The organism is Microtetraspora sp. NBRC 16547 (assembly GCF_030268965.1).
GTDB lineage: Bacteria > Actinomycetota > Actinomycetes > Streptosporangiales > Streptosporangiaceae > Microtetraspora.
Map to the genome: position 1 here is coordinate 72,075 of NZ_BSSE01000026.1, position 14,229 is coordinate 86,303.

Annotated in this window: 12 protein-coding genes; 5 read left to right on the forward strand and 7 right to left on the reverse strand. The window is 69.6% G+C overall.

What is annotated here, in order from left to right; translation table 11 throughout:
* Positions 1-164: 164 nt before the first annotated feature.
* The gene (gene dusB, locus QSK17_RS28315; RefSeq protein WP_285708456.1) at positions 165-1,277 is read left to right on the forward strand and encodes a tRNA dihydrouridine synthase DusB; all 1,113 of its coding nucleotides are present in this window, start codon (positions 165-167) and stop codon (positions 1,275-1,277) included.
* A gap of 69 nt (positions 1,278-1,346) precedes the next feature.
* Here the strand turns inward: dusB and QSK17_RS28320 are convergent, their stop codons facing one another.
* Both QSK17_RS28320 and QSK17_RS28325 read right to left on the reverse strand, forming a co-directional pair.
* Entirely contained in the window at positions 1,347-3,836 is a 2,490-nt protein-coding gene (locus QSK17_RS28320; RefSeq protein WP_285708457.1) for a DEAD/DEAH box helicase, read from the reverse strand.
* Between the two features lie 87 nt (positions 3,837-3,923).
* Positions 3,924-4,751 (reverse strand): helix-turn-helix transcriptional regulator, encoded by an 828-nt coding sequence (locus QSK17_RS28325; protein WP_285708459.1) that lies wholly within the window; start codon positions 4,749-4,751, stop codon positions 3,924-3,926.
* 144 nt (positions 4,752-4,895) lie between these two features.
* Between QSK17_RS28325 and QSK17_RS28330 the strand changes: the two genes are divergently transcribed.
* Positions 4,896-5,597, forward strand: coding sequence for an SDR family oxidoreductase (locus tag QSK17_RS28330; protein ID WP_285708460.1), 702 nt, complete (start codon positions 4,896-4,898; stop codon positions 5,595-5,597).
* 102 nt (positions 5,598-5,699) lie between these two features.
* On the forward strand, positions 5,700-6,182 hold the full coding sequence (locus QSK17_RS28335; protein WP_285708461.1) for a hypothetical protein: 483 nt from the start codon (positions 5,700-5,702) through the stop codon (positions 6,180-6,182).
* Between the two features lie 102 nt (positions 6,183-6,284).
* Here the strand turns inward: QSK17_RS28335 and QSK17_RS28340 are convergent, their stop codons facing one another.
* From QSK17_RS28340 to QSK17_RS28350, 3 genes are all read right to left on the reverse strand, one after another.
* Positions 6,285-6,956: a rhomboid family intramembrane serine protease gene (locus QSK17_RS28340; protein ID WP_285708462.1), complete on the reverse strand. Its 672-nt coding sequence runs from the start codon at positions 6,954-6,956 to the stop codon at positions 6,285-6,287.
* A gap of 205 nt (positions 6,957-7,161) precedes the next feature.
* Positions 7,162-7,563, reverse strand: a complete 402-nt coding sequence (locus QSK17_RS28345) for a nitroreductase family deazaflavin-dependent oxidoreductase (protein ID WP_285708463.1) — start codon at positions 7,561-7,563, stop codon at positions 7,162-7,164.
* A gap of 6 nt (positions 7,564-7,569) precedes the next feature.
* Positions 7,570-8,151 (reverse strand): TetR/AcrR family transcriptional regulator, encoded by a 582-nt coding sequence (locus QSK17_RS28350; RefSeq protein ID WP_285708465.1) that lies wholly within the window; start codon positions 8,149-8,151, stop codon positions 7,570-7,572.
* Positions 8,152-8,261: 110 nt separating this feature from the next.
* On the opposite strand from QSK17_RS28350, the gene QSK17_RS28355 reads away from it, so the two are divergent.
* A complete protein-coding gene (locus QSK17_RS28355; RefSeq protein ID WP_285708466.1) occupies positions 8,262-9,893 on the forward strand; it encodes an MDR family MFS transporter in 1,632 nt (543 codons plus the stop codon).
* A 120-nt stretch (positions 9,894-10,013) separates the two neighbouring features.
* Here the strand turns inward: QSK17_RS28355 and gnd are convergent, their stop codons facing one another.
* Positions 10,014-11,435, reverse strand: a complete 1,422-nt coding sequence (gene gnd, locus QSK17_RS28360; protein WP_285708467.1) for an NADP-dependent phosphogluconate dehydrogenase — start codon at positions 11,433-11,435, stop codon at positions 10,014-10,016.
* A gap of 362 nt (positions 11,436-11,797) precedes the next feature.
* Here gnd and lysS point away from each other — a divergent pair, with 362 nt between their 5' ends.
* Positions 11,798-13,510, forward strand: coding sequence for a lysine--tRNA ligase (gene lysS / locus QSK17_RS28365; protein ID WP_285708468.1), 1,713 nt, complete (start codon positions 11,798-11,800; stop codon positions 13,508-13,510).
* A 124-nt stretch (positions 13,511-13,634) separates the two neighbouring features.
* Here lysS and QSK17_RS28370 read toward each other — a convergent pair whose 3' ends face one another.
* Positions 13,635-14,177, reverse strand: coding sequence for a GNAT family N-acetyltransferase (locus QSK17_RS28370; protein WP_285708470.1), 543 nt, complete (start codon positions 14,175-14,177; stop codon positions 13,635-13,637).
* Positions 14,178-14,229: the final 52 nt, after the last annotated feature.

Genomic DNA, 14,229 nt, shown 5'->3' on the forward strand with positions numbered 1-14,229 from the left:
CCGGGTTTCCGGCTCGGGTGCGTACTTCACACGGTTTGGCGCGATCCTCGGCCGCAAGAGCATGCACGACCTCCTCGCCTCGACGTTGACCAGCGTATCCGCGGCCGAATCTCCCGTTCATGATCTTGTACCTTGCACGCCCGGTGGGCGGCGACAATGAACGCATGAAAATCGGGACGTTCGAGGTGTGGCCCCCGGTGGTGCTCGCCCCGATGGCGGGGATCACCAACGTCGGCTTCAGGACGCTCTGCCGCGAGCAGGGCGGCGGCCTGTTCGTCTCCGAGATGATCACTTCGCGAGCGCTGGTGGAACGCGTGCCGCTGACGTTCCAGATGATCCGCTTCGGCCCGGATGAGCGCCCGCGCAGCATCCAGCTCTACGGCGTCGACCCGGCGATCGTCGGCAAGGCCGCCCGGATGGTCGCGGAGGAGGACCTGGCCGACCACATCGACCTCAACTTCGGCTGTCCCGTCCCCAAGGTGACCAGGCGCGGCGGCGGCTCGGCGCTGCCGTACAAGCGGAACCTGCTGCGGGCCATCCTCAGGGAGGCGGTGTCGAACGCCGGGCCGCTGCCGGTGACGATCAAGATGCGCAAGGGCATCGACGACGACCACCTGACCTACCTCGACGCGGGCCGGATCGCCGTGGAGGAGGGCGTCGCGGCGGTCGCCCTCCACGCGCGTACGGCCAAACAGCACTACGGCGGCACCGCCGACTGGGACGCCGTCAAGCGGCTCAAGGACGCGGTCCCGGAGATCCCGGTGCTCGGCAACGGTGACATCTGGACGGCGGACGACGCGCTGCGCATGGTGGCGGAGACCGGCTGCGACGGCGTCGTGGTCGGCCGCGGCTGTCTCGGCAGGCCGTGGCTGTTCCGCGACCTGGACCTCGCCTTCCAGGGGTCGCAGGAGCGGACCCGGCCGTCCCTCGGAGAGGTCGCGGCCACGATGTTGCGCCACGCCGAGCTGCTGTGCGAGGTCATCGGCAGCGAGCCGCACGGGCTGGCCGACTTCCGCAAGCACGTGGGGTGGTACCTCAAGGGCTTCGTGATCGGCGCCGAGACGCGGCGCGCGCTCACCACCGTGTCGAGCCTCGCCGAGCTGCGCGAGCGCGCCGCCGAGCTGGATCCGGACCAGCCCTGGCCGGCCGAGGCCGACGGCCCCCGGGGCAAGAGCGGCGAGCGGACCAAGGTCATGCTGCCGCACGGCTGGCTGGACGACCCCGACGAGATGGCCGTCCCCGGCGCGGACGCCGAGGACGCCACCTCGGGCGGCTGACCGTCCCTGCCGCCTCCAGCGGCCCGGGCCGTACGAGAAAGGCCGGGGTGGCCGCGAGAGGCGGCGGGATCAGAGGCGCGTCATGCCCGTGACGTGGAGCACGGCGTGGCCCTCCTCGTCGGAGGCGGCGAGGTCGACCTGCGCGGTGATGCCCCAGTCGAGGTGTCCGGCCGGGTCCTCGATGACCTGGCGGACCCGCCACAGCTCCTTCTCCTCCTCGATCTGGAGCAGCGCGGGGCCGCGAGCGGACGGACCGGTGCCGATCTCGTCGTGCTCGTCGTAGTACGCGTCGAGCGCCGCGCCCCAGTCCACCTCGGACGCCAGCTCGACCAGCTCCTCTTCGCGGTCGAGGGCGGCGAGCTCGACCATGCGGAACATCGCGTTGCGCACCAGCACCCGGAACGCCCGCGCGTTGGCCGTGACCGGCCTGATCCTGGACTCCAGCTCGGTCTCGGCCTCCAGGGCCTCCGACGGGTTGGCCAGCTTCTCCCACTCGTCGATCAGGCTGGAGTCCACCTGGCGGACCAGCTCTCCGAGCCATTCGATCAGGTCGATCAGGTCGTCGGTCTTGAGGTGCTCGGGCACGGTCTTCGACAGCGTGCGGTAGGCGTCGGCGAGGTACCGCAGGACCGTGCCTTCCGACCGGGCCAGCTCGTAGAACTGGATGTAGTCGGTGAAGGTCATGGCCCGCTCGTACATGTCCCGCACGATCGTCTTGGGACTGACCGCGTGGTCGCCGACCCACGGGTGGCCGCGCCGGTAGGTCTCGTACGCGCCGAACAGCAGGTCGGCGAGCGGCATGGGGTAGGTGATCTCGGCGAGGCGCTCCATGCGCTCCTCGTACTCGACGCCGTCGGCCTTCATCTGGGCGACCGCCTCGCCGCGCGCCTTGTTGAGCTGCGCGTGCAGGATCTGGCGCGGATCGTCCAGCGTCGACTCGATGATCGAGACGATGTCGAGCGCGTACGTCGGCGACTCGTGGCTCAGCAGCTCGAACGCGGCGAGCGCGAAGGTGGACAGCGCCTGGTTGAGCGCGAAATCCTCCTGGAGGTCCACGGTGAGGCGTGCCCTGCGCCCGTGCTCGTCGGGCTCCTTGAGCGTCTCCACGATGCCGCCGGCGAGCAACGACCGGTAGATCGCGATCGCGTGGCTGATGTGCCGCCGCTGCGCCTTGCGATCCTCGTGGTTGTCGGTGAGCAGCCGCTTCATCGCCTGGAAGCAGTCGCCCGGCCGGTTGATCACGGAGAGCAGCATCGCGTTGCTGACCTTGAACCGCGAGGTCAGCGGCTCGGGCTCGGCCGTCTGCAGCTTCTCGAAGGTCTCCTCGCTCCAGCCGACGAAGCCCTCCGGCGGCTTCTTGCGGGCGTAGCCGCGCCGCCGCTTCGGATCGTCGCCGATCTTGGCCAGCGCGCGCTCGTTCTCGATGACGTGGTCCGGCGCCTGGCACACCACGTACCCGACGGTGTCGAAGCCGGCCCGCCCGGCGCGCCCGGCGATCTGGTGGAACTCGCGGGCGCGCAGCCGCCGCACCCGGTTGCCGTCGAACTTCGACAGGGCGGTGAAGAGCACCGTGCGGATCGGCACGTTCACCCCCACGCCGAGGGTGTCGGTGCCGCAGATGACCTTGAGCAGGCCCGCCTGGGCGAGCCGCTCCACCAGGCGGCGGTACTTCGGGAGCATCCCGGCGTGGTGCACGCCGATGCCGTGCCGTACGAGCCGGGAGAGAGCGCGTCCGAAGCGCGTGGTGAACCGGAAGTTGCCGATGAGAGAGGCGATGGCCTCCTTCTCGGCCTTCGTACACATGTTGATGCTCATCAGGGACTGGGCCCGCTCCATCGCGGCCGCCTGGGTGAAGTGCACGACGTAGACCGGGGCCTGCTGCGTGGACAGCAGCTCCTCCAGGGTCTCGTGCAGCGGCGTCACGCGGTAGGAGTAGAGCAGCGGCACCGGGCGCTCGGCGTTCTTCACCACGGCGGTGGGGCGGTCGGTCCGGCGGGTGAGGTCCTTCTCGAACCGCTCGACGTCTCCCAGCGTGGCCGACATCAGCACGAACCGCGCCTGCGGCAGCTCCAGCAGGGGCACCTGCCAGGCCCAGCCGCGGTCGGGTTCGGCGTAGAAGTGGAACTCGTCCATGATCACCGTGCCGACGTCGGCGTCCGCGCCGTCCCGGAGGGCGATCTGGGCGAGGATCTCCGCCGTGCAGCAGATGATCGGAGCGTCGGAGTTGACCGAGGCGTCACCGGTCATCATGCCGACGTTCTCGGTGCCGAAGATCGCGCACAGGTCGAAGAACTTCTCCGACACCAGCGCCTTGATGGGCGCGGTGTAGAAGCTCACCTCGTCCCTGGCCAGCGCGGCGAAGTGCGCGCCCGCCGCGACCAGGCTCTTACCCGAGCCCGTCGGCGTGGCCAAAATCACGTTGTTGCCGGAGACGACCTCGATCAGCGCCTCCTCCTGCGCCGGGTACAGCGTCAGCCCCCGTTCGGCGTTCCAGGCGCTGAACGCCTCGTAGATCGCGTCGGGGTCGCTGTCGGCGGGAAGGCGCCCGATGAGATTCATGCTCTTTATCCTGCCGAAGCTTCGGGGCTGCTTCGACCGCCCGGCGGGCCGTTCCCACCTCGGCGGGGATGTCCCGGATCGGGAGGCTCATATCTCCGAGAGCAGCCGGAGCTCCCGGAGTGCCTCGTGCGAGCGGGAGCCGGGGACCGGGGCGTAGACGACGAGTCGCTGGTCGCGGTCGGGGATGTCCAGCACCTGACAGTCCACCTCGATCTGTCCGATGACCGGGTGGAAGAGCCGTTTCCGCTGGTCCCTGCGGATCTCCACGTCGTGCGCGGTCCACAGCGCCGCGAACTCGGGGCTGCACGCCGTCATCTCGGCCACGAGGTCGCGGATGCACTGGTTGTCCGGATAGCGGCCCGCCGCCGCCCGCAGGTCGAGCACCGAGGCCCGCGCGAAGCGGCCGCGCTCCTCGTCGGACAGGTGCTCCCGCAGATCGGACGAGCTGAACATCCACCTGATCATGTTGCGGTCGCGGGGCGCCAGCGAGTCCAGGTTCCCCATGAGGGCACCGGCCAGCGGGTTCCAGGCGAGGATCTCGTACTTCGCGTCCAGCACGTACGCGGGGACGTCCTGCAGGGCGGCGAGCATGTTCAGGATGCCGGCCGGGACGTCCCTCCGCGGGCCGGAGACCGGGGCGGGCGTCTCGCCGGCGAGATGGAACAGGTGGTTCCGCTCGTCCGTGGTCAGCATCAGCGCCCGGGCCAGGGCGTTCAGGATCTGCCGCGACGGGCGGGGACCACGCCCCTGCTCCAACCGGATGTAGTAGTCCACCGACATTCCGGCGAGCTGCGCGACCTCCTCGCGCCGCAGACCCGGAGTGCGGCGGCGTTCCCCTGCGGGTAGCCCGACCTCGCCCGGCTGGAGCCGGGCCCGGCGGGTGCGCAGGAAGTCGGCCAACTCGTCCCTGTTCACGGCGTACTCCCGGGAGGTCGCTCCTTACACGTATTTCTAGGATGGAGGAGAAGCGGGGATTCCAGGCCCCCGCGGGGTGGGATCGCCGATCCCAGGTTGCGCGAGTCCTTCCGCGCCGCGTATGGCCGTCGCGAAGGTGGGGACATGACTACAGCTCTGATCACCGGTGCGAACAAGGGAATCGGCTACGAGATCGCCCGGCTTCTCGGACAGGAGGGCGTCACGGTCCTCGTCGGGGCCAGGGACACGGCCAGGGGCGAGGCGGCCGCCGAGCGGCTCGGCGCGCGGTTCGTCCAGATCGACGTCACCTCGCCGGAGTCGGTGGTCGCCGCCGCCAAGCAGATCGGGGATGAGTACGGCGCCCTGGACATCCTGGTCAACAACGCCGGCGTCGCCCTGGGGGCGGAACCGCCCAGCGGGACGACGGTCGAGGTCACGCGAGCCGTCTACGAGACCAACGTCTTCGGCGTCATCGAGGTGACCAACGCCATGCTCCCGCTGCTGCGCCGGGCGCCCGCCGCGCGGATCGTCAACGTGTCCAGCGAGGTCGGCTCACTGACCGCGGCCGGAGACCCGGACAACTCGTTTTACGCCCTCAACATGATGGCCTACCAGTCGTCGAAGGCCGCGTTGAACATGATCACCGTGTGTTACGCGAAGGAGTTCAGGGAGACGCCCATCAAGATCAACGCATGTGATCCGGGATACTGCGCCACCGACATGAACGACCACCAGGGCCCGCGCAGCGCGGAGGAGGGCGCCCGGACAGCCGTACGGCTGTCACTGCTGGGCGCGGACGGTCCGACCGGCGCGTTCGTGGGGGGCGAGGGTTCTCTCCCTTGGTAGAAGGAACCTAACCTGCACGCCTTTCGGCACGCGGGCACCCATCGCCGTTCGGTTACTGTCGGCGACTGTTCCATCACAGGCCACCTGAAAGGAATTGGTACGTTGACCGTGACCATTGAGGGCTTGGACAGGCGGGTGACCGTGCTCGAAGGGCAGGTGAAGACCGTGAGCCACTTCGCCGGGCTGGCGCAGCGGCGTTACGAGGCCACCGCGGAATGCGTCAGCGTCGTACAGATCGAGATCAAGGAACTGCGCACCGAGATGAACGAGCGGTTCGACGCGCTCGGCCGGCGCGTCGGCAAGCTCGAACAGCGCATGGATCGGCTCGAAGGACGCATGGATCGACTCGACGAGCGCATGGATCGACTCGAACAGCGCATGGTCCGGCTCGAGGAGCGCATGGACCGCTTCGACGAGCGGCTCACGAACGTCGAGAACCGGCTGACGAACGTCGAGAACCGGCTGATGAACGTCGAGGACCGGCTGGCCAAGGTCGAGCAGCGTCTCGACGGGGTCGAGGTGATCCTGAGGTCGCACGGCGAGATGCTCCAGGAGATCCTCCGCAGGCTCCCGTCAGCCGCCTGACCAGGCCGCTCGGCGGTACTGCTCGACCGTTATCGCCCGACCCTGCTCGGTCGGGTCGCATGACCGTGCCGCGCCCCGGGCCCCGTCACGGGACCCGGGGCCTCACAGGCCGAGGTCCTCGATCTCCTTGAGCAGGGCCGATCGGGAGTCTCCCGCGGACCCGGGCGCGGCGTCGCCCCGGCCGGGGGAGACGGCGGGCCGGCGGTCCCGGAAGAGATAGCCGCCGGCGATGCCGCCCACGAACCCGAACAGGTGCGCCTGCCAGCCGATCCCCTCGGCCGGCAGGAGCCCGGTGAACTGGTAGGCGAAGCAGAGTCCCATGACCACGCCGATCACGATGTCGATCAGGTGCCGGTCGAACGCCCCGCGTACCAGGACGTATCCGAAGTAGCCGAACACCAGCCCGCTCGCCCCGGCGCCGACGGTGGAGGGAGCGGCGGTGAACCACGCGCCGAGCCCGCTCGCGACCGCGATCAGGGCGGTCACCCCGAGGAACTTCTTCACTCCGCGGTACGCCGCGAGGAACCCGAAGATGAACAGGGGGCCGGAGTTGCTCTCGATGTGGCCCCAGCTCCAGTGCAGGAACGGGGCGGTGATGATGCCGGGCAGTCCGTCCAGCTGCCAGGACCTGACCCCGTAGCTGTAACTGAGGCTGTAGCCGGCGGCCCAGTTCACGACCTGGATGACCCAGATGAGGCCGAGAAAGCCGACCATGACCCAGAACGCCTTCCGGGCCTCGGCGATCATGATTTCCGCGGTGCGGCCGTCGCTCAACGAACCTCCCCGTCCGCCGGATGCTGCAGCCGAAAGATATCCCCGAGCGCGGCCGATCGCCACCGGCACCGCTGCCGACGCCGCCGCCGTCCGGCCAAGGTTTCGGGCGTTGCTGTCGTCGTCCGAGCGGTCGTGCCGTCATCCGGGGCGGCCCGTGGTGAGGCCGGCGGCGGGCCGGGAGTCCGGCCCGCCGCCCGGCCATCGGTCAGGCGCGTTCGATCACGACCACCGGGATCTCCCGTTCGGTCTTCTGCTGGTACTCGTCGTAGGCGGGCCAGGTGGCGGTCATGGCCCGCCACATGTCCGGCTTCTCCTCGGGCGTCGCCGTACGCGCGACGGCGGCGAACCTGTCTCCCTTGACCTGGAACTCCACTTCGGGGTCGGCCTGCAGGTTCCGGTACCAGAGCGGAGGCTCGTCGGCCCCGCCCTTGGACGCCACCACCAGGTAGGCGTCGCCGTACTTCTGGTAGATGAGCGGAGTGCTGCGCTTCAGCCCCGACTTGCGGCCGGTCGTCGTGAGGATCGCGACCGTCGTGCCCTGCCAGTCGTGGCCTTCCGCACCGCCCGTCTCGACGTAACGCTTGACGTGTTCCGCGCCGAAAAGCATGGTGAGTCACCTTCCCTCTCGTGCGGTGCAACCTTCCGCCGAGTCGATCAATTCCAGGGCGACCTCCAGCGCGGCCTCCGTCCGCTCCTCGTCGGTCGCCTTCTCGTCGCGCAGCACGAACCAGACCGCGTGCATCGAGAAGATCGCCATGGCCCGGCGCAGCTTGACGTCGATCGGGTCGTCCGATCCGCAGAGCACGCCGAGGAGGGCGGTCATCCGCTCGCGCATCATCCCGACCTTGCCGTGCCCCTGCAACGCGGTCTGGTTGCGTTCGAGGAAGCGCATGACCTGGTGGTCGCGGCCGTGGGTCATGTCGTGGGAGTAGCGGCGGATGAGCTCCCGGCGCGTCTCGGCGGTGTGCGGCTGCTCCTTGGCCCAGGCGACCAGCGCGTCCAGCGACTTCACCCGGTCCTCGGTGAGGCTCGCGACGATGTCGTCTTTGGTTTTGAAGTGGTAGTAAAGGGCGGCTTTGGTGACGTTGAGCGCTTCGGCGATCTCCCGCAGGGATGTCGCCTCGTACCCGTTCTCGGTGAAGAGCTGAAGCGCGACCTCCTGGATCCGACTCCGCGTGTCGGTCTGTGCACCCATTGCCTTGCTTTACCCCTTTATTCAACTTGACGGCCGGCAAGCAAGGAGCTTAGCTTATCCCCCTGCCGCTTGCCGGTCGGCAAGTAAGTTGCATCTCGAGGGGGACATCAATGACAGAAACCGCCGCACCGCCAGGGCGCTCGAAAGAAGTCATGGTGGTGCTGCCGGGGCTCATGCTCGCGATCATGCTGGCGATGCTCGACAACATGATCGTCGGTACGGCCATGCCGCGCATCGTCGGTGAGCTGAACGGCCTGGAGTACTTCACCTGGGTGACCACGGCGTACGTCCTCGGGACGACGGTCTCGACGCCCATCTGGGGAAAGCTGGGTGACCTCTACGGTCGCAAGACCATCTTCCTCGCGTCGATCGTCATCTTCCTGGTGGGATCCGCGCTGTGCGGTATGGCGGGCTCGTCGCTCTTCGGCGGCACGGCCGACGGCATGATCGAGCTCATCGCCTTCCGTGCCGTCCAGGGCCTCGGCGCCGGCGGTCTCATGGTGAACGCGATGGCGATCATCGGTGACCTCGTGCCGCCCCGCGAGCGCGGGCAGTACCAGGGCATCATGGCCGCGATCATGTCGCTGGCCATGATCGCGGGTCCGCTGGTCGGCGGTTTCATCACCGATCACCTGAACTGGCGCTGGGCCTTCTACGTGAACCTGCCCCTCGGCGGCATCGCGCTGATCTGGCTGATCCTCAAGCTGCACCTGCCGAAGCACCGCACCGAGCACCGCATCGACTGGCTGGGCGCGGGCGTCCTCACTATCGGCATCACCGCGATCGTGCTGGTCACCTCGTGGGGCGGGCAGGCGCACGGCTATCCATGGGGTTCCTGGCAGATCCTCGGCCTCGCCGCCGTGGCCGTGGTCTCACTGGTGCTCTTCCTGCCGATCGAGAAGCGCGCGGTGGAGCCGATCATGCCGCTGCACGTGTTCGCCAACCGCAACTTCAGCCTGATCTCGGCGCTCGGGTTCCTGCTCGGGTTCGCGATGTTCGGCGCGATCAGCTTCCTGCCGCTGTTCCAGCAGACCGTGCAGGGCGCCACCGCCACCAACTCGGGCCTGCTCCTGCTGCCGATGATGGCCGCGTCGATGGTCGTGTCGCTGTTCGTCGGCCGCGCCATCACCAAGACCGGCAAGTACAAGATCTATCCGGTCGTCGGCGGTGTGGTCATGGCCATCGGCACCTTGCTGCTCTCCCTGCAGGACGCGAAGACCAGCACGCTGACGACCGGCGTGTACATCGCGGTCCTCGGCCTCGGCATGGGCTTCCTGATGCAGACCACCATGCTCATCGCGCAGAACAGCGTCGAGCAGAAGGACCTCGGCGTCGCGAGCAGCGCCTCCACGTTCTTCCGCTCGATCGGCGGCTCGTTCGGCATCTCGCTGTTCGGCGCCGTCTTCAACAACCAGTTGACCAACCAGCTCACCGCCAAGCTCGGCCCCGAGATGGCCGACAAGGTGGCGTCCAGCGGCGGCCGGATGAACCCCGCCCAGCTCGCCCAGCTTCCCCCGCAGATGAAGGACGGCATCCTGGGCGCGCTCGCCGACTCCATCAGCGGGGTCTTCGGATGGTCCGTCCTGTTCGCCGTGCTCGTCCCGGTCTTCGCGATCTTCGTGAAGGAGGTCCCCCTCCGCAGCGGCCCCACCGCTCCCGGAGGGCCTGGCAAGCCAGGAGGGTCCGGGGAGCCGGGGGAGCCGGGGGAGAAGGCCGCACCGCCGGTGCCCGCCTTCGAGTGACCGACATGCCGGGGCAAGCGAAATAGCCCAAGCGACTCGACGTCCCGGCTGACCTCCCGTACGGCTCGCGCCCCCGCGCAGGGGTGCGAGCCGTACCGCGTTCCGCGAGCGGCGTCCGGCTCAGGCGGGCCGTTCCCGCCGGTCGCCGGACCAGTCGGTGTGGAACGCGCCCTCCCGGTCGACCCGGTGATAGGTGTGCGCGCCGAAGAAGTCGCGCAGGCCCTGCACGAGCGCGGCAGGCAGCCGGTCCCGGCGCAGCGCGTCGTAGTACGCGAGCGCGGAGGAGAAGCCGGGCGTGGGAACGCCGATCGTCGCCGCCGTGGCGACGACCCGCCGCCAGGAATCCTGGGCGTCGGACAGCGCGGCGGCGAACGCCGGGTCCGCCAGCAGGGTCGGCAGGGACGGTTCGGCCTCGTAGGCGATGCGGATCCGGTCGAGGAACTTGGCCCTGATGATGCAGCCGCCCCGCCAGATCGTGGCCATCGCGCCCCGGTCCACGTTCCAGCCGTACTCCTCGCTCGCGGCGGTGATCTGGTCGAACCCCTGCGCGTACGCGACGATCTTCGAGGCGTAGAGCGCGTGCCGTACGTCGTCGACGAACTCCGCGTGGGCGGCGGTGCCTTCCGGGCCGGCGAGGGAGCGGGTGGCGGCGCGCTGCCCGGGATGGCCGGACAACGAGCGTGCGAACACCGCCTCGGCGATGCCGGTGACGGGCACGCCGAGTTCGAGGGCGCTCTGCACGGTCCAGCGGCCGGTGCCCTTCTGTTCCGCCTGATCGACCACGATGTCCACGAACGGCCGGCCGGTCGCGACGTCGGTGTGGCCGAGCACCTCCGCGGTGATCTCGATGAGGTAGGACTCCAGGTCGCCCCTGTTCCACTCGCGGAAGACGTCGGCGATCTCGCTCGGGGACAGTCCGAGTGCCTGCCGCAGCAGGTCGTAGGACTCGGCGATGAGCTGCATGTCGGCGTACTCGATGCCGTTGTGCACCATCTTGACGAAATGCCCGGCACCGTCCGGCCCGACATGCACGCAGCAGGGGGTGCCGTCCACCTTCGCCGCGATGTCCTCGAGCAGCGGCCCGAGCGTCTCGTACGCCTCGGCGGCGCCGCCCGGCATGATGCTCGGCCCGTTGAGGGCGCCCTCCTCGCCGCCGGAGATGCCGGACCCGACGAAGTGCAACCCGCGTTCCCGGAGGGCGGCCTCCCTGCGGCGGGTGTCCTCGAAGTGCGCGTTGCCGCCGTCGATGATCATGTCGCCCGGCTCCATGTACGCGGCGAGCTCCTCGACCACGGCGTCGGTGGCGGGGCCGGCCTTGACCATGATGATCGCCTTGCGCGGCCGCTGGAGGGAGGAGACGAACTCCTCGACCGAGGAGGACGGAACGAAGGCGCCCTCGTGCCCGTGCTCCTCCATGAGCTGCTTGGTGCGGCCCTCGGTCCGGTTGTGGACCGCGACCACGTGGCCGTGGCGGGCGAAGTTCCTGGCGAGGTTGCGGCCCATGGTGGCCAGCCCCGTCACTCCGATGTCTGCTGTGCGCATGGTTCCAGTCTTGCTCATCGCATGGCGCCGTCGCGGGACCTCGTGTCCCCGCCGCCGTCCGCGCTTTCCCGCCGTGACCTGGGGAGACGGTCGAAGCGATCAAGCGTCGAGGGCGGCGCGAGGGCGGCCGGGCGGCTCTACCCGAGCCGCACGACGTACGGCGCCGGGCACTGGCGGAGGGAGGTGATCGAGGTGGCCGACCGCGCGGCCGTCGACCCCGCCACGTCCCGTGAACGAATCCATTCGAGGATTTGTGGGAGATTTCGTGCGGGGAATGCCTCCGGTCGCGTCTCTGAGGGACCAGGGAGCCCCGGGCATCCGGGAGAATGGATGACAGGCTTCAAAGAAAGGGTGCGTCGATCGTGGCTGGAAGTTCCGAGACCGACTGGGTCTCCCGTTTCGCGGACGAGGTCATCGCCGAGGCGGAGCGTCGCGCGCCCGGGAAAGTCATCGTCTGCGCGTCCGGCCTCAGCCCGTCCGGCCCCATCCACCTCGGGAACCTGCGCGAGGTCATGACCCCGCATCTCGTCGCCGACGAGATCCGCCGCCGCGGATACGAGTGCGTGCACATCATCTCCTGGGACGACTACGACCGGTTCCGCAAGGTGCCGGCCGGCATCGACCCCGCGTGGGCGGAGCACATCGGCAAGCCGCTGACCTCCGTGCCCGCGCCGCACGGCAGCCTGTACGCCAACTGGGCCGAGCACTTCAAGGCGCCGATGATCGCCGCGCTCGCCGACATGGGCGTCGAGTTCCACGGGATCAGCCAGACCGAGCAGTACACGTCGGGCGTCTACCGCGAGCAGATCCTCTTCGCGATGCGCGAGCGGGAGCGGATCGACGCCATCCTCGACAAGTACCGGACGAAGGACAAGGGCGCGTCCCAGGCGCCCAAGCAGGCCCCGGTGGACGAGGCCGAGGCCGCCGCCGCCGAGGGGTCGGGCGCGGCGAGCGAGGACGACGGCACAGCCGCCGCCGGCTACTTCCCGTACAAGCCGTACTGCTCGGCCTGCGAGCGTGACCTGACCACGGTCACGTCCTACGACGACGCGACCACCGAGCTGGCCTACACCTGCGTCTGCGGCTTCTCCGAGGTCGTACGCCTCTCCGAGCACGACCGGGGCAAGCTGGTGTGGAAGGTCGACTGGCCGATGCGCTGGAAGTACGAGGGGGTCGTCTTCGAGCCCTCCGGTGTGGACCACTCCTCGCCGGGCTCCTCGTTCGTCGTCGGCGGTCAGATCGTCAGGGACGTTTTCGGCGGAGAGCAGCCGATCGGCCCCATGTACGCCTTCGTGGGCATCAGCGGCATGGCCAAGATGAGCAGCTCCAAGGGCGGCGTGCCGACGCCCGCCGACGCCCTGGAGATCATGGAGGCCCCGCTGCTGCGCTGGCTGTACGCCCGGCGCAAGCCCAACCAGTCCTTCAAGATCGCCTTCGACCAGGAGATCCAGCGCCTCTACGACGAGTGGGACGCGCTGGAGCGCAAGGTCGCGGACGGCACGGCGCTGCCCGCCGACGTCGCCGCGCACGCCCGGGCGACCGGCACTGCCACCGGCCCGCTGGCCGCCACGCCGAGGCCGGTGCCGTACCGCACGCTGGCCTCCGTGGTCGACGTCTCGGCCGGGGACGGCGAGCAGACCCTGCGCATCCTGCGGGATCTCGACCCCGCCGACCCGATCGCCTCCCTGGACGAGGTCAGGCCCCGGCTCGACCGGGCGGCCCACTGGATCAACACCCAGGTGCCGGCCGACCAGCGCACCCGTGTGCGGGACGAGCCCGACACGGAGCTGCTCGAGTCCCTCGGCGACGCCGAGCGGGAGTCGCTGCGGCTGCTGCTGGACGGCCTCGACGAGCACTGGTCGCTGGATCTGCTGACCACCCTCGTCTACAGCGTGCCCAAGATCCAGGCGGGCCTCGCGGCCGACGCGAAGCCGACGCCGGAGCTGAAGGCCGCGCAGCGCGCCTTCTTCGCCCTGCTGTACCGGCTGCTCGTCGGGCGGGACACCGGCCCGCGGCTGCCGACGCTGCTGCTCGCGGTCGGCGCCGACCGGGTGCGCAAGCTGCTCGGCGCCTGAGCCGTTCACACGTCGGCCCGGGGTCTCACCCCGGGCCGACGTGTTGTGTCAGCGGGTCGGCGCGGTGTCAGCCGGCCGCCGTGAGAGGACGGCGAGGCCGGCTCAAGGGAGGCGACAGGACCGCTCAGGGGGCGGCGGGACCGTCGATCAGTTCCTCGGCGAGCAGGTCCATGAGGAGACCGTCGTGCCACGTGCCGTCGGGGCCGCGCTCGTAGTTCCGCATGACACCGACCGGTCGAAAGCCCACCTTGCCGTAGCAGCGGATGGCGGCGGCGTTGTCGGCGGCGGGGTCGATGGTCAGCCGGTGGTGCCCGTGGTCGGCGATCAGGTGCCGGGCGAGCGTCCGCACCGCGTCGGTGCCGAGACCGCGGCCGTGCGCCGCCGGGTCGAGATAGATGTCGATGCTCGCGTGGCGGTAGTCGGGCTCGTCCTCAGCCGACCACTGGATCTGGCCGACCATGTGTCCCTCGTACACGATCGCGAGGACGGCGGTGTCCGGGTCGTTCAGGTCGCCGGCCACCTCCGCCGCCAGATCCTCGCCGCCGCGCCACCACCGGTACACCTCCGGGGTGGACCGGATTGCGACCAGCGCCGGCACGTCGGCGTCCGTGGCCGGTCGCAACGTCACGGCCGTGCCGTACAACGTGGCATGGGTCTCCGGGGGCATGTCCGGGAACGTACCGGATCCACCCGCTACCCGGCCAGCGCGGTGCCGGCGA

Excerpts from the sequence above, each read along its gene's own strand:
- QSK17_RS28330 (WP_285708460.1), top strand. The coding sequence starts at position 4,896 with ATGACTACAGCTCTGATCACCGGTGCGAACAAGGGAATCGGCTACGAG.
- QSK17_RS28355 (WP_285708466.1), top strand. The coding sequence starts at position 8,262 with ATGACAGAAACCGCCGCACCGCCAGGGCGCTCGAAAGAAGTCATGGTG.
- gnd (WP_285708467.1), bottom strand. The coding sequence starts at position 11,435 with ATGCGCACAGCAGACATCGGAGTGACGGGGCTGGCCACCATGGGCCGC.
- QSK17_RS28345 (WP_285708463.1), bottom strand. The coding sequence starts at position 7,563 with ATGCTTTTCGGCGCGGAACACGTCAAGCGTTACGTCGAGACGGGCGGT.
- dusB (WP_285708456.1), top strand. The coding sequence starts at position 165 with ATGAAAATCGGGACGTTCGAGGTGTGGCCCCCGGTGGTGCTCGCCCCG.
- QSK17_RS28320 (WP_285708457.1), bottom strand. The coding sequence starts at position 3,836 with ATGAATCTCATCGGGCGCCTTCCCGCCGACAGCGACCCCGACGCGATC.
- QSK17_RS28370 (WP_285708470.1), bottom strand. The coding sequence starts at position 14,177 with ATGCCCCCGGAGACCCATGCCACGTTGTACGGCACGGCCGTGACGTTG.
- QSK17_RS28350 (WP_285708465.1), bottom strand. The coding sequence starts at position 8,151 with ATGGGTGCACAGACCGACACGCGGAGTCGGATCCAGGAGGTCGCGCTT.